Origin of the sequence: Rhizobium sp. BG4 (genome assembly GCF_016864575.1) — a bacterium.
Classification (GTDB): Bacteria; Pseudomonadota; Alphaproteobacteria; order Rhizobiales; family Rhizobiaceae; genus Rhizobium.
The window spans coordinates 666047-691889 of sequence record NZ_CP044127.1 but is presented as its reverse complement, the minus strand read 5'-3'; the positions used below and the strand labels follow the sequence as shown (position 1 = coordinate 691889).

The following is a 25843-nucleotide window of genomic DNA, read 5'->3' as shown; positions in this document are numbered from 1 at the left end:
GGTGTCGGGTCAGAAGCCGACGCTGAAGGCCTTGTTCAATGAAATGCCGATGATGTTCTGGTTCGCGTCGCCGAGCTTCGAGGTGATCGGGCTGTCGGCGCCGTCGCCCGTCAGTCTGTCGAGCCGGTCATAGAGCTGCAGCGACAGGGTCGGCGTCACGTCATAAGACGCCGAAACGGTAAGTCCGACCGATTTCAGGCCGCCGGTGGCATCGAAAGCGGGCAAAACCCCGTTCTGGGCTGCTTCGCTTGACGAAATAGAGAAGTATTTGCGCATGTAGGCGCCGTCGGCGAATGATGCGCGCGGTCCGATCGAAAGCAGCCACTTGTCGCCAAACGACTGGAACCAGTCGATGCCGAGATCGGCGACCAGACCGCTGCCATTCGACAGCGCCTGGCGGATTTCGGTGCGGATACGCAGCTCGTCTGGTATTGCCCAATATTGCGCAAAGACGCCGGCGTCCACGTCCCAATGAACCGCATGAAGACCGGCGAGCCTCTGGTCGTCGGAACGGGACCGGGAATCGCGAAAACCGAGCACTGGCCCAGCTTCGAAGCCGCCAAGACCAATAAGGCCATAGTCGATGCTGTCGTCGGGAGCACCCGGCTCATCGGGTTCGTCAAAGCGCCTGATATCGAACGACGGGATGGCGCTGAAACCGTCATGCCTCGATCCGGGAAATTTTGGGCCATATTCGATGCTGGCGCCGAGCGTCACGACCCAGCTGTCCGGTGATACAACGGCTGCTTTATCTCCAGCAAATGCCCTTCCCGTGGCAGCCGGAAGAAGGAGTGTGACAACAAGACTTGTTTGAACCAATCGACTGATGCCGGTCATGCCTGTACCAGATACTGACGCACGCACTCGATAGTGCCTTCCTGCTTGCAGGAGTCAAGCAGCAGGCGGGCGGTCGAACCCAAGGCCTGTCTGTGTTTGGGCTTGTCCCGCAGGAAAAAGCCACTGCAGACAGCGCCTCACCTGGGCCTTGCTTCCAGTGATGATGCACCCATCATCACTGGAAGAGGTCCTTTGATGGCTCGCGCGCTTTTTAGCGCCGAGTTTGTCTCCGGCGGATAACAGGGATGGGCATCAGACCTGTGCCATGCCTCCGTCTACGGCTATTTCCGCGCCTGTCGTAAAGCTGCTTTCGTCGCTGGCCAGAAACAGGGCCGCGGCCGCCACCTCCTCAGGTTTGCCCATCCGCCCAAGCGGTATCATCCTGGACAGTGCGTCTCGAATTTCCTGCGAGGCTGCAGCCATCATCGCGGTATCGGTTGGGCCAGGACTTACGACGTTGACACGTATCCCCTTGGGAGCGAGTTCGTTGGCCCATGTGCGTGTGAGCGAACGGACTGCAGCTTTCGTGGCGCCATAGACCCCATAGCCCTTGGTGCCGATATCGCCGGCAATCGAGCCAATCAGCACGATCGTTGCCCCGGGCTGCATCAAGGTAATGGCACCTTGCGCCGCAAACAGCAGAGACCGGACATTCAGGCCGAACGTTCGATCGTAGTGATCCTCGGAAATTGCTCCGAGAGGCGCGTGTTCAGAAAGCCCGGCGTTGACGACAAGCACGTCGATATGGCCCTGCTCCGATCGGATCTGCTCGAAGACGCGCTGGAGATCTGCATTGTTTCCGGCATCGGCCTTTATGGTGCGGATGGTGCCAGTGCCACCCGGCTGCCTCTGTGTCTCTGCGCCCTTGCGGCTCGTTGCGTAAACCGTTGCGCCCTCGCTGGCAAAGCGATGCGATATGGCCCCGCCGATACCGCCAACGCCGCCGATTACGAGGGAAATCTTGTTTGCTAATCTCATCACATCAACTCCATCAATAGTGATGGGCAGAAGATATAAACTCTATACCTACGGTCAATTACGTACTATATGTAAAGCAGATATCATGGAGTATATCGATGCGAAGGACCGACGTAGGTTTTCCGGTTAAGCCTTGTTCTGCTGAAAGACACAAAGCTGCCGCAGCCGAGGCACTATTGAACGTAGAAAAGGCGCGCCCGGTGCTGGAGCAGATCGCCAACAAATGGTCGGTGCTGATCCTGACGGTTCTTTGCTCAAGGCCGTCGCGGTTCAACGAGATCATGCGGCGTCTGGACGGGATCACGCACAAGGCGCTCGCCGAGGCGTTGAAGCGCCTGGAGCGCAACGGTCTGATCCGTCGTGAAGTGCTGACCACGACGACACCGGTCGGGGTGGAGTATACCATCACTTCGCTTGGCCGTTCGCTTCAGCAACCGTTCGAAGCCCTTTACACATGGTCCATGACCTACGGTCCCGAGCTGGAGCAAGCGCAGCACGACTACGATAACGGCAAACGTTGATCGCTTGGCGCTTTGCATCGTCGACATGCCTTTTGTGGCTGGCAGGGCCTTGAGGGACGCAGCGCTTTCACAACCTGCCTCGCGTGAGCAACGAAGCCAAGCCCAGCTGCCTGTGTCGTTACGACGGTGCGCGCTCGCGTCCGGCCGGTGCATCGCAGATTCATGGGTCAGCGGTGACGTTCCTGAAGTCGGGTCTTCCACGCATGATCTGGCCGAGGCTGCGGATTGTTTCGCCAGACGCAACAAACTCAACACTATTCAATCAATTGTTGATCCGCGGTTCTGGCGGCAATATCGCACCTGTCAGACGAAGACGTCTTCGCCTGAGAGTTTCAAAAAAAAATCGCAGGACGCACGATGACGAAAGCTTTTACATCGATCACACGCCGGAACGTGTTGATGAGCGCAGGCGCCGCAGTCACGCTCGCAACCATGTCACGCGCTTCCGGCCTTGCAGCCACCATCGATCCCACCACAGTCTCCAGCAAAGGACACGAGTTCATGAGCACTATAACCACCAAAGACGGCGTCGAAATCTTCTACAAGGACTGGGGAGCGAAGGATGCCCAGCCGATCATGTTCCACCATGGCTGGCCGCTTTCATCCGACGACTGGGACGCGCAGATGCTGTTCTTCCTCTCGAAGGGCTTTCGCGTCGTCGCCCATGACCGCCGCGGCCATGGCCGCTCGGCCCAGGTGTCGGACGGCCACGACATGGATCATTATGCGTCCGACGCCTTCGCAGTCGTCGAGGCGCTGGACCTGAAAAATGCCGTCCATATCGGTCACTCCACCGGCGGCGGTGAGGTTGCCCGCTACGTCGCAAAGCATGGCGAACCTTCTGGTCGTGTTGCCAAAGCAGTTCTCGTTTCTGCTGTCCCGCCGATCATGGTCAAGACCGAGGCCAATCCCGAAGGCTTGCCGATGGAGGTGTTCGACGGCTTTCGCTCGGCGCTTGCGGCAAACCGTGCGCAGTTCTTCCGCGATGTGCCGGCTGGTCCATTCTACGGTTTCAACCGCGATGGCGCGACTGTGCATGAAGGCGTGATCCAGAACTGGTGGCGTCAGGGAATGATGGGCGGCGCAAAAGCGCATTACGACGGCATCAAGGCATTCTCGGAAACCGACCAGACCGAAGACCTGAAGAATATCAGCGTTCCGACGTTGGTTCTGCACGGCGAAGACGACCAGATCGTCCCGATCGCAGATTCCGCCCACAAATCCGTCAAGCTCCTGAAAAACGGCACGCTGAAGACCTACCCGGGCTTCTCTCACGGAATGCTGACTGTCAACGCCGACGTTCTCAACGCTGATCTGTTGGCTTTCATCCGGGCCTGATCGGCATTGACGGCGGGTGCGGGCTCCCTCGCATCCGCCGTCTTCGGATTGCTGGTCCACACGCGCGAGCGCGCTGCATATCGATAGGAAACGTAATGACGACGACAAAGACAATCGCAAACCTTGGCGTTGCCTGGGAGCAAACCTTCGGCTACGCGCAGGCTGTCCAGGTCAAGGATACGATCTACATTTCTGGACAGTTAAGCCAAGACGGCGACGGCAAGATGGTCGCGCCAGCCACCCTTGACGCGCAAGGCCGTCCTGTCGACTTCGAGCCAATGGAGGCGCAGATACGTCAGAGCTATGTGAACGCCAAGAGCTTCTTTCTGAGTTCGGTGCCACTCTCGACGACGTTGTCGAAGAGACGCTTTTTGTCCTCGACGTCGCGAGTGCATTCGCAGCCGGATCAAAGGTCCGCAAGGAGATGTACGGCACGGACACTCCGTCCGTCGCAAGCAACCTGATCGGAGTGAGTGCGCTCGCCTTCCCCGAACAGATCGTCGAGATCACGTTCCGCGCGGTGCTCGACGCCACGGTCGCCTGATTAGACAACAGTCGCTCGAAGCGTTGCCGGGGTGATGCACTGCCGCGGCGAACCTTTCCTGATGGGTTTCCCGATGCCAAGACCATATTCAGCGACGATGAGATCGCCATCCGCCTTGCATCTCACCACGGATCTCGTTGCCAGGACCTTGAGGACTGTTACGGACGAAGGTCCGGAGCCTAACTGGACGCCCATCTCGTCCAACCAGCTCGAGGAGCTCGTCCAGAGGGTCGATGAGGAAGCGCGCGATCAAGAGATTTGGGTGTTTGCCTATGGCTCGCTGATGTGGAACCCCGGGTTCGACGTGGCGGGCTTCGAAAGAGCCGTCGCGTTCGGATGGCACCGTGCGTTCGCATTGAGGATCGAACGGCTGCGGGCGACCTCGGATGCGCCGGGTCTTATGCTTGCCCTTCAGCCGGGAGGAAGCTGCACCGGCCTGATCCTCAAGCTTGCCTGCGCGTCGAAGAAGGAAGATCTACGTAGGCTCCTGGCCCGCGAAATCCGCTATGTCGAAGTTTGCGATATGGTCCGTTGGGTCAGGGTCCGGACACCGGCAGGACCCCGTCGCGCATTGACATTCTGGGCAAGCCCGACGCGGTCAGCACTGACCCAAAAGGTACCTCTCGAACAGGCGGCGGCGCTGATTGCCCAGGCCTGCGGACCGGCCGGGTCTTGTGCGGAATACCTGCATCGCACCGTCGTTGATCTTGCAGAACGCCAAATCTTCGACCGGAACCTATGGCAGTTACAGGAACTTGTGGCAACGAAGCTTCAGGCTCTCCCGCTACCTGTCAATCCAGCATGACCATATGCGCCGCCACCTGCTCTTCGAAGAATTTCGAAAAGGAGGCAATACGCGGCGGCAGAGCCTGGTAGGGCGGATAGTAAAGGGTGAGCCACAGATCTGGCGGCGCCCATCCCTTGAACACATGCACGAGCCGTCCACTGCGGATGTGCTCGGCGATGTTGAACCCCGGAAGCAGGGCGACACCTGCCCCGTCTGCGGCCATTTCCGCGAGCACCTCGCCGCTATTGGCGCTGAACGCTCGCCCCGCCGATATTGCGATGCTTGAGCCACCATCCGACAGAACCCAGTTCTCCCGCCGGCTTTCTCCACTATAGGCAAGGCAATCGTCCGGCGTCAGTTCGTTGGGATGCGACATGGTGACGAAGCGGCTGCCGGGCGCGGCAACAAGGATGCGCGGCACGACGCGGATCTTCCTCCAGATCGTGAACTTGTCGGAGGGCTGCGAGGAGATGCGGATCGCCAGGTCGTAATCGTCGTCGACGATGTTGATCAGGCCGTCAGACAGGGAGATCTCGAAGCTGATCTTCGGATAGCGCTCCTTGAATCCGGAAAGGATCGTCGGCAGCACGACCTTCCCGAACCAGGTCGGTGCGCTGATCCTGAGGCGTCCTTCCTCGGCTTTGTGGGCGTTCATCACTTCGCGTCGGGCATCCTCCAGCGTCTTTACCGCGGGTTGGATCTGCGCAGCAAAGATCGCGCCGTCGGTGGTGAGGGACACTTGGCGCGTGGTGCGCACGAAGAGCTGAACGCCGAGCTCTGCCTCCAGGGCGGCGATGGCTCGCGTTACGGCAGCGGGCGTCATGTCGAGTTCGCGGGCCACCTGGGCGAAGTTCCGCTTCTCAGCGGCGAGGAGGAAGGTGCGGAGTGCCTTGTAGTCGTTCATATCATTATTTCAAAAATCGCAATTCGTTCAAAACAAGTATTGCAATTCCGCCTGGTCATCAACGGGCCTAGATTGCCTTCACACAACAATCATCCGTGCTGAGAGAAAGGCATCGACATGATCAAGGACATCAAGGGACTGCATCACGTAACGTCTATGGCGTCGGACGCACGCCAGAATAACCACTTCTTCACAAATACGCTCGGCCTGCGCCGCGTCAAGCAGACGGTGAACTTCGACGATCCCAGCGTCTATCACCTTTATTACGGCGACGAGACCGGTAGCGCCGGGACGGTGATGACCTACTTTCCCTTTCAGAACATGATGCTTGGCCGCCCCGGGGTCGGCGAGGTCGGCGAGACGCAATTTTCCGTGCCGAAAGGTTCGCTGAAATTCTGGCGCGACCGCCTGGCCTCGCAAGGCGTCGATGGGCTGGAAGCAGACACAATCTTCGGAGCCAGGCGGCTTCGCTTCATGGGCCCGGACGGCGACAGCCTGGCGCTGATCGAAGCGGCCGACGACCGCCGCTCGTCCCCCTGGCTTGGTCGCGGTATCCCGGACGATGCTGCTATCCGCGGTTTTGCCGGCGCTCGCTTCCGCCTGCACGATACGGCTGCGACGGAAGAACTGCTCGGGTTCATGGGCTACCAGCGCGCTGAAAAGGAAGGCGACGTCACGCGCTTCATCATTCCGGGCGGAAACGGCGCCGACACGATCGACCTTCAGCTCCTGCCAACGACGCCCTTTGCCCGGCAGGGCGCCGGATCCGTTCACCACATCGCCTTCGCCGTCGACAACCGTGAACAGCAGCTCGAAGTGCGCAAGGCTCTGATGGATACCGGTTACCAGGTCACGCCGGTCATAGACCGGGATTATTTCTGGGCCATCTATTTCCGCACGCCCGGTGGCGTTCTGTTCGAGATCGCAACGAACGAACCGGGCTTCAATCGAGACGAGGACACCGCCCATCTCGGAGAGGTGCTCAAGCTGCCCAGCCGTTATGAGGCAATGCGCGCTGAAATAGAATCCAACCTCGTGCCCCTGGCTGCGTAGGAGCATACCAGACATCTGACGACAACGAGGGCTGCGATCGGCAAGGATCGCGGCCCTTCGTGCACATCCAGACCCATGCATCCTCAAGGGTTATTTCATTTTTCGCAATTCATTCAATAGAATTATTGCAATTCTGCAGCGCGGCGTCGAACGCTAGGTTTGATTTCAGCAGCCAGGACGGCGAGCGAAACGGCCTGCGGGCCAGGAAGCTCCCGCCCGCCGCTATCGATTTTCAGGCACCCCATGCGGGCCGCAACCACGAGGAAAGTACCATGTCCAAGCTCCAAGTCCTGACCCCGGCAAACAGCCAGCTCATCTTCATCGACCAGCAGCCGCAGATGGCCTTCGGCGTCCAGTCGATCGACCGGCAGACATTGAAAAACAACGTCGTCGGTCTCGCCAAGGCCGCCAGGATTTTCGACATCCCGACCACGATCACCACGGTCGAGACGGAAAGCTTCTCCGGCAACACCTTCCCGGAACTGCTCGGCGTCTTCCCCGAGAACGACATTCTGGAGCGCACGTCGATGAACTCCTGGGACGACCAGAACGTTCGTGACGCCCTTGCCAAGAATGCCGCCGGCGGCGCTAAGAAGATCGTCGTCTCCGGTCTCTGGACGGAAGTGTGCAACACGACGTTCGCGCTTTCCGCTCTCAACGACGTCCCGGACTACGAGATCTACATGGTCGCCGACGCCTCCGGCGGCACCTCGCTGGAAGCCCACAATCGCGCTATGGACCGCATGGTGCAGGCGGGCGTAATTCCGGTGACCTGGCAGCAGGTCCTGCTTGAGTGGCAGCGCGACTGGGCACGCAAGGAGACGTATAACGCGGTCACGTCGCTGGTGAAGGAACATTCCGGCGCCTACGGCATGGGCATCGACTACGCGGTCACGCATGTCCACGGCGGCGCCGAGCGCGTCAGCCACGGCAAGCGCATCGGCCCGAACCCAGCCAAGTAATCACCCATCACCGCCGCTTCCGCAGGATCGCACGTCCGGATGCGGAGGCGGCTTCATTCACAGTCGAGGATGCCCCCATGAAACTCTACATTCTTTCCATCGGCGCCGGTCTTCTGGTCGGTATCGTCTACAGCCTGCTCAATGTTCGCTCTCCCGCGCCGCCGATCGTGGCCCTTGTCGGCCTGCTTGGCATTCTGGTTGGCGAACAGCTCATTCCTTTCGCCAAGACGCTGATCGGCAGGGAGCCCGCAGCCGTCTCCTGGATCAACCAGATCAAGCCGCACATGTTCGGCCATATGCCGAAGGGCGAGAGCCGCAACGACGTTGTCCTGTCTCGCCACGATCAGCACAAGTCCGATAGCTGACACCGCAAGAGGAGATTCGCTTGCGGTGGGCCCCAGCCCGTCGATCCCGGCGCAAGGCGTTGAAATCAATCTTAATAATAAAGCCAGGAGCATTTCCCATGTTCGCCGACCTCATCCTCCACCACGGTCTGATCACCACGCTCGATCGCACCAATCCAACTGCCAGCGCAGTCGCTATCAAGGACGGGACCTTTCTTGAAGTCGGCACCGACGCCGAGATCATGGCGCTCGCTGGCCCCGACACCAAGATCGTCGACCTCAAGGGCAAGCGCGTCCTACCCGGCCTGATCGACAACCACACCCACGTCGTGCGCGGTGGTCTGAACTACAACATGGAACTGCGCTGGGACGGCGTTCGTTCGCTGGCTGACGCGATGGACATGCTCAAGCGTCAGGTAGCGATCACGCCGGCCCCGCAATGGGTTCGCGTCGTCGGCGGCTTCACCGAACACCAGTTCGCCGAAAAGCGCCTGCCGACGATCGAGGAGATCAATGCGGTTGCGCCCGATACGCCGGTCTTCCTGCTGCATCTCTATGACCGCGCGCTTTTGAACGGTGCTGCGCTCCGCGCCGTCGGCTATACCCGCGACACACCGAACCCGCCCGGCGGGGAGATCACGCGCGACGCCAACGGCAACCCGACCGGCATGCTGCTTGCCAAGCCGAACGCCGGCATTCTCTATTCGACGCTGGCAAAAGGCCCCAAGCTGCCCTTCGACTACCAGGTCAATTCCACCCGACATTTCATGCGCGAGCTCAATCGTCTCGGCGTTACCGGTGTGATCGACGCCGGTGGCGGCAATCAGAACTATCCCGATGACTACGAGGTCATCCAGAAGCTCTCCGACGAAAATCAGCTGACAGTTCGTCTCGCCTATAACCTGTTCACCCAGAAGCCGAAGCAGGAGAAGGAAGACTTCCTCAACTGGACGTCTTCGGTCAAATACAAGCAGGGCAACGACTACTTCCGCCACAATGGTGCCGGCGAGATGCTGGTCTTCTCCGCCGCCGATTTCGAGGACTTCCGCCAGCCGCGCCCGGAAATGGCGCCGGAGATGGAAGGCGAGCTCGAGGAAGTCGTGCGCGTTCTCGCCGAAAACCGCTGGCCCTGGCGCATGCACGCCACTTATGACGAAACCATCTCGCGCTCGCTCGATGTCTTCGAGAAGGTCAACAAGGACATTCCGCTCGAGGGCCTCAACTGGTTCTTCGACCATGCCGAGACCATCTCGGAGCGCTCGATCGACCGTATCGCGGCACTCGGCGGCGGTATCGCCACCCAGCATCGCATGGCCTATCAGGGCGAATATTTCGTCGAGCGTTACGGCCACGGCGTTGCCGAGGCCACGCCGCCGATCCGCCGCATGCTCGACAAGGGCGTCAATGTTTCGGCCGGCACGGATGCGACGCGTGTCGCCTCCTACAATCCGTGGGTATCGCTCTCCTGGATGGTGACGGGCAAAACGGTCGGCGGCATGCAGCTCTATCCGCGTGCCAATTGCCTCGACCGCGAGACCGCGCTCAGGATGTGGACGGAAAAGGTCACCTGGTTCTCCAACGAAGAGGGCAAGAAGGGCCGCATCGAGAAAGGCCAGTTCGCCGATCTCGTGGTGCCAAGCAAGGACTTTTTCACCTGCGCCGAGGACGAGATCTCGTTCCTGACCTCCGATCTGACGATGGTCGGCGGCAAGATCGTCTACGGCTCGGGTGACTTCGCCAACTACGACGAAAGCAATATCCCGCCCGCCATGCCGGATTGGTCTCCGGTGCGCAAGTTCGGCGGCTACGCTGCCTGGGGCGAACCCGAAGGGGCGGGCGCACGCTCGCTGCGCCGCACGGCCATCTCCACCTGCGGCTGCGCCAGCGACTGCGGCGTTCATAGCCACGACCATGCCGGTGCCTGGACCTCGAAGCTGCCGATCGCGGATCTCAAGGGCTTCTTCGGCGCACTCGGTTGCTCCTGCTGGGCCGTTTGAGGCTGACGCGATAATCGAACGACGTATCGGCCTGGGCAGCGGGAGACCGCTGCCCCAGGCTTGTTTTATAAGAGGGGAAAACTCCCGCGAATAATTGCGTTTATCGCAATTAAATCGAAACTATTGATGCAATTGTTGGCCGCAATGGTTCCCGGCAATATCGCTCCATCAGACGAACACAGCGCCGCTCGAACCGACCGGCCCAGATCGCAGGAGCAATGATGACCAGCCACTCTCCTTCAAACTCGCGCAGGCTTCTGGCCGATGTCGTTTCGGCGCCCGCCGTGCGAACGGTCGCGCTGCTCTCGCTTTGCGCCGCCTATATCCAGGGCCCGCTGACCAAGATCTTCGATTTCGGCGGCGCGATCGCCGAGATGGAGCATTTCGGTCTCCACCCGGCCCCGGTCTTTGCTGTCGCCGTCATTGCCTTCGAGCTGACTGCGTCGGCCCTGGTTGTCTCTGGCACGCTCCGGTGGGCAGGCGCTCTCGCGCTCGCCGGCTTCACTGTCCTTGCGACCTTCATCGCGCTCCGCTTCTGGGAACTGCCCGCCGGCATGGAGCGGATGATGGCAACCAACGCCTTCTTCGAACATCTCGGCCTCGCGGGCGCCTTCGTCCTCGTCACCATTTTCGATATCACCAAGGGAGCTGAACAATGAGCACCACAAAGTCGCCCGGGGGCAGCTTTGCACCGCTTGCACAACCGGTCTTCGCGGTCCTCTGGGCTGCGACCGTTCTCGGCAACACCGGCAGCTTCATGCGCGATGTCGCCAGTTCCTGGCTGATGACCGATCTTTCGGCCTCGCCGGCGGCTGTCGCCATGGTCCAGGCGGCGGGCACGCTGCCGATCTTCCTGCTCGCCATCCCGGCCGGCGTCCTGACCGATATTCTCGACCGGCGCAAGTTCCTGATTGCCGTCCAGCTGCTGCTCGCCTCTGTCAGCATCAGCCTTATGGCTCTTGCCCAGACGGGCATGCTCTCGGTCAGTGCCCTCATCGGTCTGACATTTCTCGGCGGTATCGGCGCTGCGCTGATGGGGCCGACCTGGCAGGCGATCGTGCCCGAACTCGTCAGACGGGAAGACGTCAAAAGTGCCGTGGCGCTGAATTCGCTCGGCATCAACATTGCGCGGTCGATCGGGCCGGCCGCAGGCGGTCTTCTGCTTGCGGCGTTCGGCGCGGGTCTCACCTATGGTGCTGACGTCGCGAGCTATATCATCGTCATCGCAGCACTTGTCTGGTGGCCGCGCGCCAAAAATTCGAATGATGCTTTGCAGGAGAATTTCTTCGGAGCCTTTCGCGCTGGCCTTCGCTACACCCGTGCAAGCCGCCCGTTGCATGTCGTGCTGCTGCGCGCTGCAATCTTCTTCGCCTTCGCCAGTGCGGTCTGGGCCCTTCTTCCCCTGGTAGCCCGCCAGCTTCTCGGCGGTGGTGCAAGCTTTTATGGTATCCTGCTTGGCGCGGTCGGTGCCGGTGCGATCGGCGGAGCGCTCGTCATGCCGAAGCTGCGCGAACGTTTGAGCGCCGATGGCCTGTTGCTTGGCGCAGCCATCACCACCGCTATCGTGATGTCAGTCCTGGCCCTTGCGCCTTCGAATTCGATTGCCATTATCGCTCTGCTTTTTCTGGGCGGGGCGTGGATTACCGCTCTGACAACGCTCAATGGTGCCGCTCAGGCTGTCCTTCCGAACTGGGTGCGCGGTCGTGGTCTTGCCGTCTATCTCACCGTTTTCAACGGCGCGATGACGGCCGGCAGCCTTGGCTGGGGCGCCGTCGGTGAAGCAGTTGGCGTTTCCGGCGCGCTGGTGATCGGCGCGGCCGGTCTGCTGGTCGCCGGGCTCATCATGCACCGCGTGAAGCTGCCGACCGGGGATGCCGATCTGGTCCCGTCGGCCCACTGGCCGGAGCCTCTCGTTGCCGAGCCCGTCGCTCATGACCGTGGACCGGTCCTGATCCTGATCGAATATCATGTCGAAAAGCAGCACCGCAAAGCGTTTCTGCACGCCCTCGACACGCTCTCCCAGGAACGTCGTCGCGATGGCGCCTATGGCTGGGGCGTGACGGAAGATTCCGCCGATCCAGAGAAGATCGTGGAATGGTTCATGGTGGAGTCCTGGGCCGAGCATCTTCGCCAGCACAAGCGCGTTTCGCATGCCGATGCAGACCTGCAGGGCAAGGTGCTCGCGTACCATACGGGGACCGAAAAGCCGGTTGTACGCCACTTCCTGACGATCGACAGACCAGGTGCAGCATGATCAGCTCACCCGCCACCTCGCCGACCAACGCAATCCAGTCTTTCATTTTATGGGGGTCTCGTAGACCTGCCGCGACGATCTACGTCGACCGGGTCGCCGGCCTCGTCCCGGAAAAGTTCAAGCATATCTCAGAACTCGAAGAGACCTCCGAGAAGGGAGCTGCGAGTTCAAGGTGATCGATCTTGACTAACGGGAGCCGCCTCGACAAATCGCTCGTGACCGGAAGAAAGATGCCAACGCCAAGGAGATCGAGTGGGGTGTGCATGATAACTCGGCCCTCAATAAGCATGTTCGAGGGCCGACCGCTAAGCGGCTTCTCGCCGTACGCGGGGCCCGGTTTTGACCGGCTCGCACGGGGTATGCATCAGGCGATAAGCCCACCGAAGGCTGCCGACGAAAAGACGAGGTCCAAAGGGTTCCAGCTCAGATGGGCCCAGCCCGTCGGCGGGGACCGCGTCGATGGCGTCTGTCCGCTTCCTGTCGTTGATAAACCTTGAGGAAGACGCCGAGGATCATGTTCATCTTCTCATGAAGCGACGCGTGCATTTGAACGGCCGCAGGTTTTTCATCGGCTTCCGTGACCGTGATCGCGCGATCATATGAAAGCTGTCAGATGGTGTTAGACATGCGTGAAGATGGGATCCGCGCTAGCCAATGGATGATGAACGGGTTGCTGCGCTCTTGCAGATGCCAGTCAATGCCAATAACAATATCGCATTGATGGCAAACCGTTCTCCATCAACGACTTGGCAGCCACCACGAATTAAGCCTTGTGGTGGCTTTTTTCTTGGAACCAGTAAGCTCACCGCAAGTTGTTACGCTGCCGCTCGGCGCTCTTTCAGTCGATTGTCAGAGTTTCTTCCTGCGTATGCCGAGCGGCAAACTCCTCTGTACTACCCATGCGGCATCAAAGGCCAAAAATAGTCTACCCATGGTAAGCTTCGCTTAAGATTCATTAGCAAAGATGAATATGCGGACAGTCAGGAGGTAGATATGTCGCAAGTTCATCTCGTCGATCATCTGGAAGCAGCAAAGAAGTTGGCGGAATTGAGCGACAAACCTTTTGTCGCGTACATGATCCAAATGGCGAAAGATGCGGCCTTGAGACCAGAAACAGAGCGAAAACGCGTAGCCTAGGGAACTTCAAGGCTCCACGCAGGTTGACTTTGTGCCGCCCGGCGCTTTGTTTACCTGTTCGAGCAAGCTACCCCAGTTCTTGCTAAGTCGGGCGGCAGTTCTCAACTGTATGACCAACTGCGCCGGTGGAAACACCGGCGCCTTTTTTGCAAAAAAAAGACCCCGGAACCACCTTTGCCCTGGATCCCGGGGTCTCTTCATGCGCACCAGCATTTCTCGTGATGGTTATCTCAGGTCCATCACGAGCGGATTGCTAAAATAGGGCGCAGCGATTTGTCAACATGGGTACAATCCATTTTTCCAAGATTCGATGGAACCCAACGTCACCCGAGTCGTTTAATCGGCGAACGTTATGGAAACCCAACCGCACGCGTTCAATCTCTGCTCCCCTCAGAACCCATTGGCAGAGATAATGAAAGCCCACGCGCCGCCCTCGCGTGGGCTTTTTCTATGCAGGAATGCGATGAAGCTTAGAAGTTCAGCCGGGGATACATTCGCTCTAGCTCCTTTTTGATCGCTTCAATCTCACGCCGCTTATTCTGCATTAGCCAGATGAAGTTCCCCAGAACCAGCTCAGCCCAAGCAACCCGCCGATCACTTCATGCCGAAGCCCGGCCATGCGCACGGTGATCATCCCCAGGAGGAAGGATGCAAGGCTAGCGATCACTGCAACTGCCATCGGCGATACCCATTCGAACTGATTGAAGAGACCGCCCAAGGTGAGAGTTAGAGGCAGCTTGGACGGCCTCAATGGAGCGCGGTGGAGGTGCGCTCCCGGAAACAATTTACACGATCGATGCGCGTTTCTTCAAGCGAGTTCGTCGCACGGATGGGGCTGGGTTGAGCCTTGGCTTGTGCGACGATCTCTTTGTGCGACGGGTTCACCGCCGTACCTGAAACAGTGGCGAGGCCATTTGGCGGCCGCGAGCCGCGTCGGGATGGCGGCGCGGCTGCTGCCTTCATGTCACGAAAACCGACCTGGAGTAGCGCGGTAGACCGAGCAGCGTCGTCACAGTCGCCTCCTTCAGCAAGGCTGCGTTAGTGCATCTTTTGAAGTCGTAACGGTAAACGACAGACCCTCCGGGCGAAATTCGATGTCGGCCTTGCCACGCAGGCTCGCGCCGAGCATCTGAATAAGTTTCGTTCCGAAGCCTCGTCGTCTCGGCTCCACGACAGTCGGCCCGCCGGATTCGCGCCATCGGAATTTGAAGTCGCCTCCACCGACACTCCAGTCGATATCGACGTGGCCATCCGGCACGGAAAGAGCGCCGTACCTTACCGCGTTTGTCGCGAGCTCGTGCAGAGCCAGCGAAAGGCTTGTATTCGACCGATGTGAGACCTCGAGGTCAGGCCCGTCGGACGCGATGCGGCCGGCCTCGTTGAAAGGCGCGACTGCCTGCTCCACTATCTCGCGCAAGCCGAGCGTCTCGAACTCTCGCCCGCGCAGAACGTCTGCGGAGCGGGACAAGGCTGCCAGACGTTCCGATATTGTCGACCTCATCCTCTCGATCGACTGGTCTGCACGCAGCGACTAATTGACGATCGACTGGGTGGTCGCCAGCATGTTCTTCATCCGATGTCCCATTTCCTGGGCCATCATCGCGCGATAGGCCTCCGCCTGCCTGCGTTCGGTCGTGTCGATCGAAACGCCGCTCATCTGCAAAGGCCGTCCCGCTTCGTCGAACTTCGTCTCCGCCCGGACTTCGATCCACGCAGGACTGCCATCCGGCTTGATGATCCTGTACTCGACATGAAGGTTGCCATCGGACGCCAGCGCCGCCGCAACGGTCTGCTGCCACCGTTCCAAATCATCGGGATGCACTGATGCTCGCAAATCGTCGTAGGTGAAGTTCTCGGCAGGTTGGCGTCCGAAGTTCGCCTTGCAGATCGGCGAACAGACCAGCCGCCCGTCCTGAACGTCCAGCGTCCAAACTCCAAGGCCGCCCGCCTTGAGGGTGAAGTTTAGCCTCTCCTCGCTTGCCGTCAGATCGACGATCCGGCGCTGGAGCGTGGCTTCCAGCTCCTGCTGCTCCGGACGGGACGGCGCTGTCCGCTCCGAAGTCGCGTCATACTGGGAGGCAAAGAAATAGGTCAGCTCCCCGCCGTCGAAGACCGGTGATATGAGCAGCCTGTTCCAGAACAGCGAGCCGTCCTTACGATAGTTGAGAAGGTCTATCTCGATGGGGCGTTTATCGGCGACCGCTTTTCGGATTCTTTCGACGTCGTGCGAATTCGTGCCGGGTCCCTGGAGAAAGCGGCAGTTCCGTCCCAGCGCTTCCTGGCGGCTGTATCCCGTGAGGGCGGCAAAGGCTTCGTTGACGAAAACGATTGGGTTGTCCGGGCGACGGGGATCGTTGATGATCATCGGCATCCGCGAGGCCCGCATCGCGGCAGCGAACGGATCTGATCCTGAGCTGGTTTGATTGATCTCGCGGTCGATCCGTCGTTCTTCGGTGCTGTCAATTAGCAGGTTAGTATACACCTTTTGTTCCCTTGTCACTGTCTTGGCTGATCACACCAATTGCGAGGTGCGTACGGCAAGGCGGGGCGGAGTTATGGTTGATTGAGGAGGGATTTTTCTAACCAGGACAAGAAAGGTTATAGACACTATCGACAACGTCTCTTTGTCTTCCCCGAATCCGAGTAAATGCGGGACCATATCCTGCGCCGAAACTGACCGTGTGGACTTTCAGAGGCTGACGATGCAGGACACCGACCAGAGACGGCTGGACGCCAGGACAGCTGGAAACCGCCTAGCGGATGCGCATGTGCGGGAAGACCCGTTGGCCGCGGAGCGCGCATGCCGATGATCGGCACCGATCCGAGCCAAGACGACAACTCGATTATTTTCTGCAACGCGGCGTTCCAGAAGCTGACGGGCTATTCTAATGCAGACCATATCGGCCGGAACTGTCAGCTCTTGCAGCGGGCTGAGACGGATCGGGCCGCGGTGTCGCGCATTCGTGAGGCGATTTCACTGAGAGCTTACGATCGATTTTATCGAGTCGATCAAGCGTGACGACATTCGCCTGACGCCGATACCTCGCCGGACTTCGTGCCGGCCGTGAAGGCGACGCCTCTGTCGCTCATCGTCAACGAGCACGTCGGCGACGCGGGGCGCTGGGGCCTTGGCGACGCAGGCGGGGAGATGAACCTCGTCGTACGGCGCTTCAATTGGCATTTTCATACGGGTCGAAGTCGGAGCCTGTCGAGCCGGACAACGTCAGCGCCGAACTGGGAAACAAATTGCTTCAGGCTTAGGCCAATCAGCTGAGTGCCGAATGGGCTCGGCAGATCGCGTGGTTGGGGTCTGGCGTTCAAGCTTTGTTGCGACTGAACTGACACCCTAATCTAAGGCGCTGCCGCTTTGCCGGTTTCTGCAGAAGAGTTCAATGCCATCCACTCACTTTCACCATGCCGGTGCACGTCCCAGCAGCGTGACGACTACCCTGCTCGATGCGTCTTGGCTCTCTGATACCAGCTGGGTATTACCTTGTAGTCGGCATCCAAAATCATAAGAGGGGCACAGCCTTGCCCCTCTAGTGCGCCCGGCGATCGGATTCATGGCCGTCGGGATGAGAACGATCGCGGATTAGTCTGCCTTACGGAGTTGCAGGCGCGAGACGCCGGCTGCGACATTGAGACCGGTCCCGGCTTCAGCACTGAGCGGCTGCAGGCCAAAATTGGTGGCATTGCCTCCAACCAGCGCGTTTGCCCCCAGGCCCAAACCAAGAGATGCGCCAGCGGACGCTCCGACATAGGTCCCGGCAAGGCTGCCTTCGCCAACTGTCGTCGGCTTCGTGTTGACCACGATCCAGCTCAGATAGGATTTGCCGGTCACCCCGACATCAATGCCGAGCTTTCCGATCGTACCGTTGTAACGTTCGACCTTCCCGGTTCGCTGCTTGAACTGGCAATCCACCGCGCGGCTGGAGCCGATCAGAAGGCCAATACCGCCGGCGACTTCGCAGGAAAGCGTACCCAGCCGCTCTTTCGGCTGTGACGCAACCTGCTGCTTATGCTGCCTTTTGCTGTGGTGGGTATCGGCTGCCGCGGCAACGGAGCCAAAGCCAAGTGTGGTGGCCACCGCGAGAACGAGCGTCTTTTTCATGGTCTCTTCCTTGTTTGAAACATAGCGGTTCTGTTTTGCGATCAGCTTCAGGCGCGCCTTGACGTGACAGCGACCTGCAGACCACAAATTACCTGTTTTGACGTGAAGTCGGCAGCAATCGAGGTCGCCATACGTGAGGCTTCCTCTGACGACGCCATACCGGTCAGCATGATGGCGCCGTCAACTACTTCAACTTTGATCTGACAATCTTCTAGACCGTAGGTATAGGCCAAAAGGCACCTGATCGCCTCACTACTCGCAATGGGGTCCGCAGCGGTTGCTACGCTTGCAAAAGATTGAAAAAGCATCTGGCGTGATCCTTATTGGGTGATGACGGCTCGCCTTTGTAGCGAGCCGTCATCACAACCTCACTTCAGCGCATCCTTGACGGCGTCCTTGCCCTTACCAACGGCGCCTTGTACCTGGCCGGCGGCCTTGTCGACCTTGCCTTCTGCCTCAAGTTTCTCGTTGCCCGTGACTTTGCCGGCGACTTCCTTGATCGTGCCCTTCAGTTCCTTTGCGGCACCTTCGATACGGTTCTTATCCATAATGCAGCCTTTCCTTAGACAGCGTTTCGATCACTGACCCCGGTGTCGACCGGCGCCATGAACGAGAAAATAAGGCTGCACCTAGTGAAAACTCAGAGCTGAAAGTACTAGGGCGATTAGTATCCCGTGACCTTTTTTGCGGTCGAAATCACTTTTTTCTCGGTTTTCTCCCAGGCTGCACCCGATGTTTTTGATCGGGTGCTGTAAAGCCGCGCTCACGCGCCCAAATCACCGCAGCAGCTCGGCGGTTGACGCCGATCTTCGCATAGAGCGAAGCGACGTGGTTTCGAATGGTGTTTTTCGAAAGATGGAGCGTTTCTCCCATCTCGGCGTCGCTCTGGCCGTTGCAGATCAGGCCAAGAATTTGTCGCTCTCGCTCGCTGAGCTCCAGCAATTCTGTCGTCGGGGCTGCCGACCCTTGCTTGAGCGTTGCAAGACGCTCAACGATCGAACGGCTAAACCATGACGTATCGGCCATGACACTTTCGATCGCCTCGACGAGCTGCGCCTCGCTGCGCCGGCGTTCTGTCACATCCTGAAGCGCCCAGACAACACACTGCTCGTCATTGATTTCGACGCGCTCGGCGGAAACCAGACAGTCTGCAAGATCACCGTCTCTCTGTTTCAACCGCATCGGTTCTTCCCGAACGAAGATATTGTCACGCAGCTTCTGCTCCAAAGCGCGTCTGGCGGCGATGTCCTGCCAAAGGTGAAGCTCGCCGGCAGTCCGGCCGACAACTTCCGTCAGCTGGTATCCGGAAATCTGCAGAAAAGCGTCGTTTGCTTCTGTAAATACGAAGTCGTCGAGCCGTGAAATCGCTGCCGGAGCAGGGGACAGCCGGAACGATTTTGAAAACCGCTCTTCGCTCTGGCGAAGTGCGTTTTGGGCCTTTCTCCGGGCGTCGAGATCGGCGAAGGTAAACAGCATGCACGGTTCTTCGACCACGGAAATCGGCTCACCGGCGACGATCACAAGCCGGTCGCCACCGCCAGGCAGAGGCACCAAGGCCTCGCGATGGCGTATCACCCGGCCATCGTTGAGTTTCGAAAGGGCATCATCGGCGGTTTCGCAGTTCGAAAACAGTCCGATCGCCTCGACGGTTCTGCCGATGACATCGTCCTTGGTGAAGCCGGTCATCTCCAGGAATCCCTCGTTGACACGAATGAAGCGCTGATCGTCGAGCCGGCAGATCAGGCCAGGGGCCGGATTGGCATTGAACGATCGCTCGAACCGCTCCTCCGCTTCAAAGCGTGAGGTCTCGTCTTTGACGATCAGGGCCAGTGCGTCAGGCTTGTCGCCAGCGTCGGTGATGAACATCGTGCGAACGGTGTGTACCCAGACCAGGTCAAGGTCGGCTGCCGGCGATATCTCGACTGTCACATCGTCGATTGTTTCGCCAGCGAGAAGCCGCTCTATCGGGTATTGGCCTGCCTCCAGAAGATGATTGTTACGATACCGCAGGGTGAACGTTCGCCGATATCCTGCTGCGTCGCCTCCGAGTTCCTCAATGCTACTCACTCGATGCATGGCAAAGGCTGCTGCATTGGCCCATGCTATCCGGCCTCCCTCTTCTAAAAGGATGATGCCGTCACTGAGGCCTCCGATCAGTTCTTGAAGGCTACCCTTGTTGATCTTCGGCGGCTCAGGATTTTCGCTCATGTCGTCCCTCAAGTGTATCGGTGGACCATAGGTCGCGTCCCTGGAAGCGATGTAAAGGGTGAGTGTTAAGCAACGACCGCGATTTATCGTATTGCCGAGCAACGAAAGTTTAATCGGCGATCCGGTAAGGCTTATCATCTGATGGAGGGCTCTATATGCCAACGCACTGTGATGGCTGCCGCGATGGCGCTGCTTTCGAGGTTCCTTTCTCGATGGCGTTTCAGCCTATCGTGAATATCAGGACTGGCGCTGTTTTTGCGCACGAGGCCTTGGTGCGGGGTCCGAATGGCGAGGGGGCTGGTTCGATTCTCAGCCAGATCAAGGATAGCAATCGTTATGCTTTCGACCAGCAATGTCGGGTCAAGGCGATCGAATTGGCTTCGGGCCTTTACGATCCGGCTGATGACGTGAAGCTTTCAATTAATTTTATGCCGAACGCCGTTTATGAACCGCGGGCTTGTATTCGACTTACACTGGCCACCGCGATGAAGACGGGCTTTCCTCTCGATCGTATTATTTTCGAATTTACCGAGAACGAGCAACTCGATACCAAACACGTCCTTCATATCCTTCGCACCTACAGAGACATGGGATTTAAAACCGCGATCGATGATTTCGGGGCGGGTCATTCGGGTCTTGGGCTTTTAACCCATTTCCAGCCTGACATCGTGAAGCTGGATATGGATCTGATCCGTGGGATCGATGTCGATCCGGTGAGACGCAAAATTGTAAAACACACGCTCGATATGCTCGAGGGTCTGGCAATTGTCCCTCTGTGCGAGGGGGTCGAAACGGTCGATGAGCTGGCGACGCTGAAAGATCTCGGCGTATCGCTCATTCAGGGCTATGTACTGGCAAAAGCGAGCTTTGAAACCCTGACAGTGCCTGCAGCCCCTGGCGACCAGGTCTTAGCCGTAGCTTAGCAACGAACTGCAAGCAATCGCTATCACTGGAGCTGTGCTGAAGGCGCTCAGCAACGATGCTGTCGTTTCCGATTATCGAGATCCAAATATTGGCGGAAAGCCGGGTCATCGAGAGCAAGAATCCCTTGTGGAGCGCCACACGTTGACACATGCAAAATTCCATGAGACGAGCCAATTATGGCCAAACGTCTCACACGCAATTTCACGTTGACCCCCGAACTCGAGGGGTTCATCTCCGAATGTTTGTCGTCCGGCGACTACAGTAACGCCAGTGAGGTTGTCCAGTCGGGGCTACGATTGCTTCGCGATGGACTGAGACCGGCGGCAACAGTCGCATCAGCGTGGCCGATCGGAGGCGGGGTCTGCGGAAAAATCATTCGGGAGATAGACTGGTCTGCGACTGCCCTTGGACCGATGAGCGGTTGGTCTGTCGAACTCCGCACGACTATCGCCAACATTGTGAACTCTCCGGTCGCGAAAGTGCTGATGTGGGGACCGGGCCATGTGATGGTCTATAACGACACTTACGCGAAGATCGCAGGCGATAAACATCCAGGCGCTCTCGGCAGCAACGTCGCGGAAGTCTGGCCTGAGATCTGGGACTGGAACCGCGACATGCTTGAGGCCGGCCTTGGCGGGGAGCTTCGTTCCTATCACGATCAAAGCATGACGCTCATCCGAGATGGGCGGCCTGAGGAATTTATCTTCGATCTCTTTTATACGCCGGTATATGAGGCTGATGGCAAAATCGGCGGCGTGATGTGCACGGTCGTCGACAACAGTGACCGCGTCGCGATGGAAAAGCGCATGAAGGACAGCGAAGGTAAACTCCGCCGCGTGACCGATGCTGTGCCGATGCTGATATCGTATGTGGACCGTCAGCACATTTATCGCTTCGCCAATCATGCCTACGAGACGTGGTTCGGGATGAAGCCTGATGACATGATCGGTAGACACATCGGCGCAGTGATTGGCCAGGGGCCGTACGAAAACCGGCGGCCTGACATTGATCGCGCATTGGCTGGTGAAGTCGTGACAGGCGAGGCCGACATGCCGGTCAACGGCGGCGCGCCGCGTCGTCTCGAGATCCGTTACGTACCCCATGTCGAGGCCGACGGGTCAGTACCGGGCGTCTACATCCTTGGCATCGATATCGAAGATCGTGCTGTGCGCGAAGCCGAGCTGGAAATGAGCAATAGCCGCTTTCGCACGGCTATGAACGCGGTGCATGGTGTCCTCTGGACCAATAGTGCCGATGGTAGAATGGTCGGAGAACAACCGGGGTGGGCAGCACTCACCGGTCAGACTTTTGCTCAATATCAAGGTTTCGGTTGGGCGCAAGCGGTGCATCCGGATGACATGGATGCCTCAGTCGCGACCTGGAACGCGGCTGTCGAAGCCAAATCCATGTATGTGCATGAGCACCGCGTCCGCCGACACGATGGCGCCTGGCGCCAGTTCGCCATCCGGGCCTTGCCGATCATCAGTTCAAATGGCGATATCGTCGAATGGGTGGGCGTACATACCGATATCACCCATCAGCGCGCGGCGGAGGCCACTTTGCGCGATCAGGCGGACGTGCTTGCTCGCCAGGTCCGTCACCGAGAACGGGCCGAAGAGCAGCTCAAGCAGCTGAATGAAAATCTTGAGGCGCGGGTTATCTCCGAAGTCGCCGAGCGCCGTCAGGCCGAAGTAAAGCTGGCGCAGGCCCAGAAGATGGAAACAGTCGGGAAACTGACCGGCGGCGTCGCGCATGACTTTAACAACCTGTTGCAGGTCGTGAGCGGCAATCTGCAACTCCTCTCGAAGGAGGTCACCGGCAACCAACGCGCCGAGTCGAAGATCGCAAACGCCATGGCGGGCGTATCGCGTGGCTCCAAGCTGGCAAGCCAGCTCCTAGCCTTTGGGCGCCGTCAGGCGCTAGAGCCTAAGGTGGTCAACATCAGCCGGTTCGTCCGCGACATGGATGATATGATCCGACGCGCAATCGGCGAAGCCATTGAGGTTGAGACGGTTGTTGGAGGAGGGCTTTGGAATACCTTCATCGACCCGACGCAGATCGAAAATGCTCTCCTTAATCTCGCGATCAACGCACGCGATGCCATGGAAGGACGGGGTAAACTCACCATCGAGCTGTCGAATGCGCATCTTGACGATGCCTATGCGCGCTCGCATGACGAGGTCACCCCCGGTCAATATGTAATGATGGCGGTGACCGATACTGGGTCGGGCATGCCGCCTGAGATCATCGAGAAGGTGTTTGAGCCGTTTTTCTCGACGAAGGCAGAGGGCAAAGGCTCCGGTCTCGGCCTGTCGATGGTCTACGGCTTTGTCAAGCAGTCGGGCGGGCATGTCAAAATCTACTCGGAAGTTGGTCACGGCACGACGATCAAGCTTTATTTGCCGCGCGCGATGGAGGCGGAAGATGTCGAAGTCGCCGTCGATAATGGGCCGATCGTCGGGGGCACGGAAACTGTCCTTGTCGTCGAGGATGACGCGCAGGTCCGCGAGACTGTCATCGCGATGCTGACCGACCTCGGATATCGCACGCTGAAGGCGGTTGATGCATCGAGCGCGCTGACGGTGATCGATAGCGGCATTCCGATCGATATTCTTTTCACTGACGTCGTGATGCCAGGCACGCTCAAAAGCCCCGAACTCGCCCGCAAGGCGAAAGAACGACTGCCGAATATCGCTGTCTTGTTTACGTCTGGCTACACCGAAAACTCGATTGTTCACGGCGGTAAGCTCGATGCAGGGGTCGAGCTGTTGTCGAAGCCCTATACCCGTGAGGCGCTTGCGCGGAAATTCCGGCATGTTTTGGCCAATCAAGCTCAGCGTAAAGATCAAAAGTCAACGGGACTTCCGCCGGAGCCCCTGCCACAACTGGACACGCCGGTGACGTCCGCCAAGAGCGCAGCGGCGGTGACTGCGGAACACGTCGCACGCATAACTGTATTGCTGGTCGAGGACGATGCGCTCATCCGCATCAATACGGCCGAGATGCTGCAGGATGCCGGATTGATTGTCGTCGAGGCGGGAAGTGCTGAGGAAGCCGAAGCGGCTCTGCAGACGATGAAAGTCGATATCCTCATGACCGACCTCAATCTACCAGGCGCATCGGGATTAGAGCTGGCGGCTGAGGCCAGGGCTCTGAACCCGTCAACGACGATCGTATTCGCCACCGGGGATCCGACGGCTGTGCGCGGTGAGACAGGTGCCATCGTTTTGGCAAAACCCTATGACGCCGCGAAACTCGCTGAGGCCTTAGCCACTACAGGGGCATATCGTTTCGCAGAAGGAAATCCGGCGCGCAGCGGCGCCGTCGAAGAGGACAAAGTTTAGGTGCAGTAGCCGCTCCCGAGCCTGAAAATTCCCTTTCGGAGTGCTTGGTTGCGGCGCCGGTGACGTTGGCCGCCCATGCTGGTCATGGAAGTGATCTGCGGATGACATCGACGGGGCGATGAATTGCTGTGCCTGATGCCTCCATCGGCCTTTGACGAAGGAACGGTCGACGCATCGCGGGCTCTTGAAAGCTTCTCGAAACGCCGGCGCGGTATCGAGCCTCATCGGCTACCTGCGTCCATTGGCTTCGTTGTACACCATAAGGACCTGCCGCGTCGGCGCGGTGTTGCGGCCCGCACGCGTGTTGCGGCAGCGCTCGACATCCCAGAGCAGATCGTGAAGATCCACGAAGTCCGGCCATTCATGCTTGAAGGAAAAGCGTCCGCACATGATCAGTCTTTCTTCAGAAGGCAAGATTGCGTTCAACGTCTCGGGTCGCGAGGACTGCCAACATGGCGTTGTCCGCCAATTCGACGAGCGCGGCAGCTATCTCTTCGGGACGCCAGCCGGCCGCACTGCCCGCAAGTGTGACCTCCGACATGCGATCGGCCAACGCTTTCTGGCATCTCGGGAAGCGATCTGAGTGAGCGTTGGGAGGAGGGGGCGACAGCTTTCATGCCCGGGAGAATGGTGCCGCTTGGGTCGTCGTCAAGGCGCAGCTCGTAACGATCCTTCGGCCTTCAGGAAATTAAGGAAGGCGCGCATGCCCGAGCCGAGATGGCGGTGCCGCGGGTAGTAGAGACAAAGGCCCGGGTAGGGCGGTGTCCAATCGTCCAGCACCTGCTGCAGCTTGCCGTTGGCGAGAGCGTCGGCCGCCATCCATCGCGTCACATATGCAAGACCGATACCGTCCAACGCCGCTGCCAAAAGAAGTCTGGACTGGTCGACGACGAGATTGCCGGGCGTTGTCACGACGACGTCCTCGCCGCGGCGCTGGAACTCCCAGCGATAGATCGACCCGTTCGCCATACGAAGCTGGACGCACTGGTGCAGCGAAAGGTCCGACGGTATCTTGATGGCGGGCGCGCCACCAAGATAGGCAGGCGACGCCACGACGATGTGCTGCTGGTCTGGACCGATAGCGACCGCGACCATCTCGTCGGGTACAAGTTCGGCCGCCCGGACCCCACAGTCGTATCCTCCTTCGGCGATATCGACCAGTCTCCCCTCGGAGCGGATTTCGAAGCGCATGGTGGGCTGGAGCTTCATGAAGCGGGTCAGAAGTGGCATCAGGACCTGCTCGGCGGCATTGGCGTCGCAGTTGATCCGTATCAGCCCGGACAACGAGGTGCTCTGTTCGTGCAGCTCCTCGACCGCGAGGCCAATTTCCGAAAGCGCCGGCATAAGCCGTTGCGCAAGTCTCCGCCCCGGTTCCGTCAGCGATACGTTCCGGGTCGAACGGTGAAAAAGCTTCACCTTGAGACGCCTCTCCAGTCCGGCGACCGCGTGGCTCAGCGCCGACGGCGTCTGGCCGAGCCTTCGCGAGGCGGCACGAAAGCCGCCGTGCTCGGAAACGGCAAGAAAGGCCGCGAGCTCGCCGGGCGGGAGCGAGCCGACTGTACGAATTATCTCATCATTGCGTGTAACCTCTGCCATCTAG

25 protein-coding genes and 1 pseudogene are annotated in these 25843 nt (G+C 59.1%); 15 read left to right on the top strand and 11 right to left on the bottom strand.

The window, feature by feature from the left end; genetic code table 11:
* Positions 1-9: 9 nt before the first annotated feature.
* Together F2982_RS31000 and F2982_RS30995 are read right to left on the bottom strand one after the other, a co-directional pair.
* Complete coding sequence (locus tag F2982_RS31000) at positions 10-717, bottom strand: MipA/OmpV family protein (protein WP_246777696.1); 708 nt, start codon at positions 715-717, stop codon at positions 10-12.
* Positions 718-1089: 372 nt separating this feature from the next.
* Positions 1090-1818, bottom strand: coding sequence for an SDR family oxidoreductase (locus tag F2982_RS30995; RefSeq protein ID WP_203431347.1), 729 nt, complete (start codon positions 1816-1818; stop codon positions 1090-1092).
* Positions 1819-1913: 95 nt separating this feature from the next.
* Between F2982_RS30995 and F2982_RS30990 the strand changes: the two genes are divergently transcribed.
* Positions 1914-2336 carry a helix-turn-helix domain-containing protein gene (locus F2982_RS30990; protein ID WP_203431346.1) on the top strand — a complete coding sequence of 141 codons (423 nt, stop codon included), beginning with the start codon at positions 1914-1916 and terminating at the stop codon, positions 2334-2336.
* Between the two features lie 332 nt (positions 2337-2668).
* Here F2982_RS30990 and F2982_RS32000 read toward each other — a convergent pair whose 3' ends face one another.
* Positions 2669-2809 carry a hypothetical protein gene (locus F2982_RS32000; protein ID WP_246777695.1) on the bottom strand — a complete coding sequence of 47 codons (141 nt, stop codon included), beginning with the start codon at positions 2807-2809 and terminating at the stop codon, positions 2669-2671.
* A 28-nt stretch (positions 2810-2837) separates the two neighbouring features.
* On the opposite strand from F2982_RS32000, the gene F2982_RS30985 reads away from it, so the two are divergent.
* The 3 genes and pseudogenes from F2982_RS30985 to F2982_RS30975 all read left to right on the top strand — a co-directional run bounded on the left by F2982_RS30985 (position 2838) and on the right by F2982_RS30975 (position 5023).
* Positions 2838-3674, top strand: a complete 837-nt coding sequence (locus F2982_RS30985) for an alpha/beta hydrolase (protein WP_246777694.1) — start codon at positions 2838-2840, stop codon at positions 3672-3674.
* A 95-nt stretch (positions 3675-3769) separates the two neighbouring features.
* Positions 3770-4218, top strand: a pseudogene (locus tag F2982_RS30980) (Rid family hydrolase).
* A gap of 73 nt (positions 4219-4291) precedes the next feature.
* Positions 4292-5023, top strand: coding sequence for a gamma-glutamylcyclotransferase (locus tag F2982_RS30975; RefSeq protein WP_203431646.1), 732 nt, complete (start codon positions 4292-4294; stop codon positions 5021-5023).
* On the opposite strand, the gene F2982_RS30970 is transcribed toward F2982_RS30975, so the two are convergent.
* Positions 5010-5909: a LysR family transcriptional regulator gene (locus F2982_RS30970; RefSeq protein ID WP_130279729.1), complete on the bottom strand. Its 900-nt coding sequence runs from the start codon at positions 5907-5909 to the stop codon at positions 5010-5012. The two genes, F2982_RS30975 and F2982_RS30970, sit on opposite strands and share 14 nt — an antisense overlap.
* A gap of 117 nt (positions 5910-6026) precedes the next feature.
* Between F2982_RS30970 and F2982_RS30965 the strand changes: the two genes are divergently transcribed.
* The 7 genes from F2982_RS30965 to F2982_RS30935 all read left to right on the top strand — a co-directional run bounded on the left by F2982_RS30965 (position 6027) and on the right by F2982_RS30935 (position 13656).
* On the top strand, positions 6027-6962 hold the full coding sequence (locus F2982_RS30965) for a VOC family protein (protein WP_203431344.1): 936 nt from the start codon (positions 6027-6029) through the stop codon (positions 6960-6962).
* Between the two features lie 272 nt (positions 6963-7234).
* Positions 7235-7924: a hydrolase gene (locus F2982_RS30960; protein WP_112717085.1), complete on the top strand. Its 690-nt coding sequence runs from the start codon at positions 7235-7237 to the stop codon at positions 7922-7924.
* 77 nt (positions 7925-8001) lie between these two features.
* On the top strand, positions 8002-8289 hold the full coding sequence (locus F2982_RS30955) for a XapX domain-containing protein (protein ID WP_203431343.1): 288 nt from the start codon (positions 8002-8004) through the stop codon (positions 8287-8289).
* A gap of 98 nt (positions 8290-8387) precedes the next feature.
* Entirely contained in the window at positions 8388-10265 is a 1878-nt protein-coding gene (locus F2982_RS30950; RefSeq protein ID WP_203431342.1) for an amidohydrolase, read from the top strand.
* A gap of 221 nt (positions 10266-10486) precedes the next feature.
* Complete coding sequence (locus F2982_RS30945; RefSeq protein ID WP_203431645.1) at positions 10487-10924, top strand: DoxX family protein; 438 nt, start codon at positions 10487-10489, stop codon at positions 10922-10924.
* Positions 10921-12519, top strand: a complete 1599-nt coding sequence (locus F2982_RS30940) for an MFS transporter (protein WP_203431341.1) — start codon at positions 10921-10923, stop codon at positions 12517-12519. The genes F2982_RS30945 and F2982_RS30940 overlap by 4 nt, the downstream gene beginning before the upstream one ends.
* A 993-nt stretch (positions 12520-13512) precedes the next feature.
* Positions 13513-13656 carry a hypothetical protein gene (locus F2982_RS30935; RefSeq protein WP_162708699.1) on the top strand — a complete coding sequence of 48 codons (144 nt, stop codon included), beginning with the start codon at positions 13513-13515 and terminating at the stop codon, positions 13654-13656.
* A gap of 1024 nt (positions 13657-14680) precedes the next feature.
* On the opposite strand, the gene F2982_RS31995 is transcribed toward F2982_RS30935, so the two are convergent.
* Positions 14681-15157: an HWE histidine kinase domain-containing protein gene (locus F2982_RS31995; protein WP_348652538.1), complete on the bottom strand. Its 477-nt coding sequence runs from the start codon at positions 15155-15157 to the stop codon at positions 14681-14683.
* A 30-nt stretch (positions 15158-15187) separates the two neighbouring features.
* Positions 15188-16138, bottom strand: a complete 951-nt coding sequence (locus tag F2982_RS31990) for a PAS domain-containing protein (RefSeq protein ID WP_246777692.1) — start codon at positions 16136-16138, stop codon at positions 15188-15190.
* Between the two features lie 318 nt (positions 16139-16456).
* Between F2982_RS31990 and F2982_RS30925 the strand changes: the two genes are divergently transcribed.
* Positions 16457-16675: a PAS domain-containing protein gene (locus F2982_RS30925; RefSeq protein WP_203431340.1), complete on the top strand. Its 219-nt coding sequence runs from the start codon at positions 16457-16459 to the stop codon at positions 16673-16675.
* 573 nt (positions 16676-17248) lie between these two features.
* Here F2982_RS30925 and F2982_RS30920 read toward each other — a convergent pair.
* The 4 genes from F2982_RS30920 to F2982_RS30905 form a co-directional block, all read right to left on the bottom strand.
* Positions 17249-17767, bottom strand: a complete 519-nt coding sequence (locus F2982_RS30920; protein ID WP_203431339.1) for a DUF992 domain-containing protein — start codon at positions 17765-17767, stop codon at positions 17249-17251.
* Between the two features lie 47 nt (positions 17768-17814).
* Complete coding sequence (locus F2982_RS30915) at positions 17815-18075, bottom strand: BON domain-containing protein (RefSeq protein WP_112717071.1); 261 nt, start codon at positions 18073-18075, stop codon at positions 17815-17817.
* A gap of 60 nt (positions 18076-18135) precedes the next feature.
* Entirely contained in the window at positions 18136-18315 is a 180-nt protein-coding gene (locus tag F2982_RS30910; RefSeq protein ID WP_112717069.1) for a CsbD family protein, read from the bottom strand.
* A 148-nt stretch (positions 18316-18463) separates the two neighbouring features.
* On the bottom strand, positions 18464-19975 hold the full coding sequence (locus F2982_RS30905; RefSeq protein ID WP_203431338.1) for a helix-turn-helix transcriptional regulator: 1512 nt from the start codon (positions 19973-19975) through the stop codon (positions 18464-18466).
* Between the two features lie 155 nt (positions 19976-20130).
* Between F2982_RS30905 and F2982_RS30900 the strand changes: the two genes are divergently transcribed.
* From F2982_RS30900 to F2982_RS30890, 3 genes are all read left to right on the top strand, one after another.
* Complete coding sequence (locus tag F2982_RS30900) at positions 20131-20898, top strand: EAL domain-containing protein (protein ID WP_203431337.1); 768 nt, start codon at positions 20131-20133, stop codon at positions 20896-20898.
* A 177-nt stretch (positions 20899-21075) separates the two neighbouring features.
* Positions 21076-24243 (top strand): PAS domain-containing protein, encoded by a 3168-nt coding sequence (locus F2982_RS30895; RefSeq protein ID WP_203431336.1) that lies wholly within the window; start codon positions 21076-21078, stop codon positions 24241-24243.
* Positions 24244-24631: 388 nt separating this feature from the next.
* On the top strand, positions 24632-24826 hold the full coding sequence (locus tag F2982_RS30890) for a hypothetical protein (RefSeq protein WP_112717061.1): 195 nt from the start codon (positions 24632-24634) through the stop codon (positions 24824-24826).
* Between the two features lie 65 nt (positions 24827-24891).
* On the opposite strand, the gene F2982_RS30885 is transcribed toward F2982_RS30890, so the two are convergent.
* Positions 24892-25839 carry a LysR family transcriptional regulator gene (locus F2982_RS30885; protein ID WP_203431335.1) on the bottom strand — a complete coding sequence of 316 codons (948 nt, stop codon included), beginning with the start codon at positions 25837-25839 and terminating at the stop codon, positions 24892-24894.
* Positions 25840-25843: the final 4 nt, after the last annotated feature.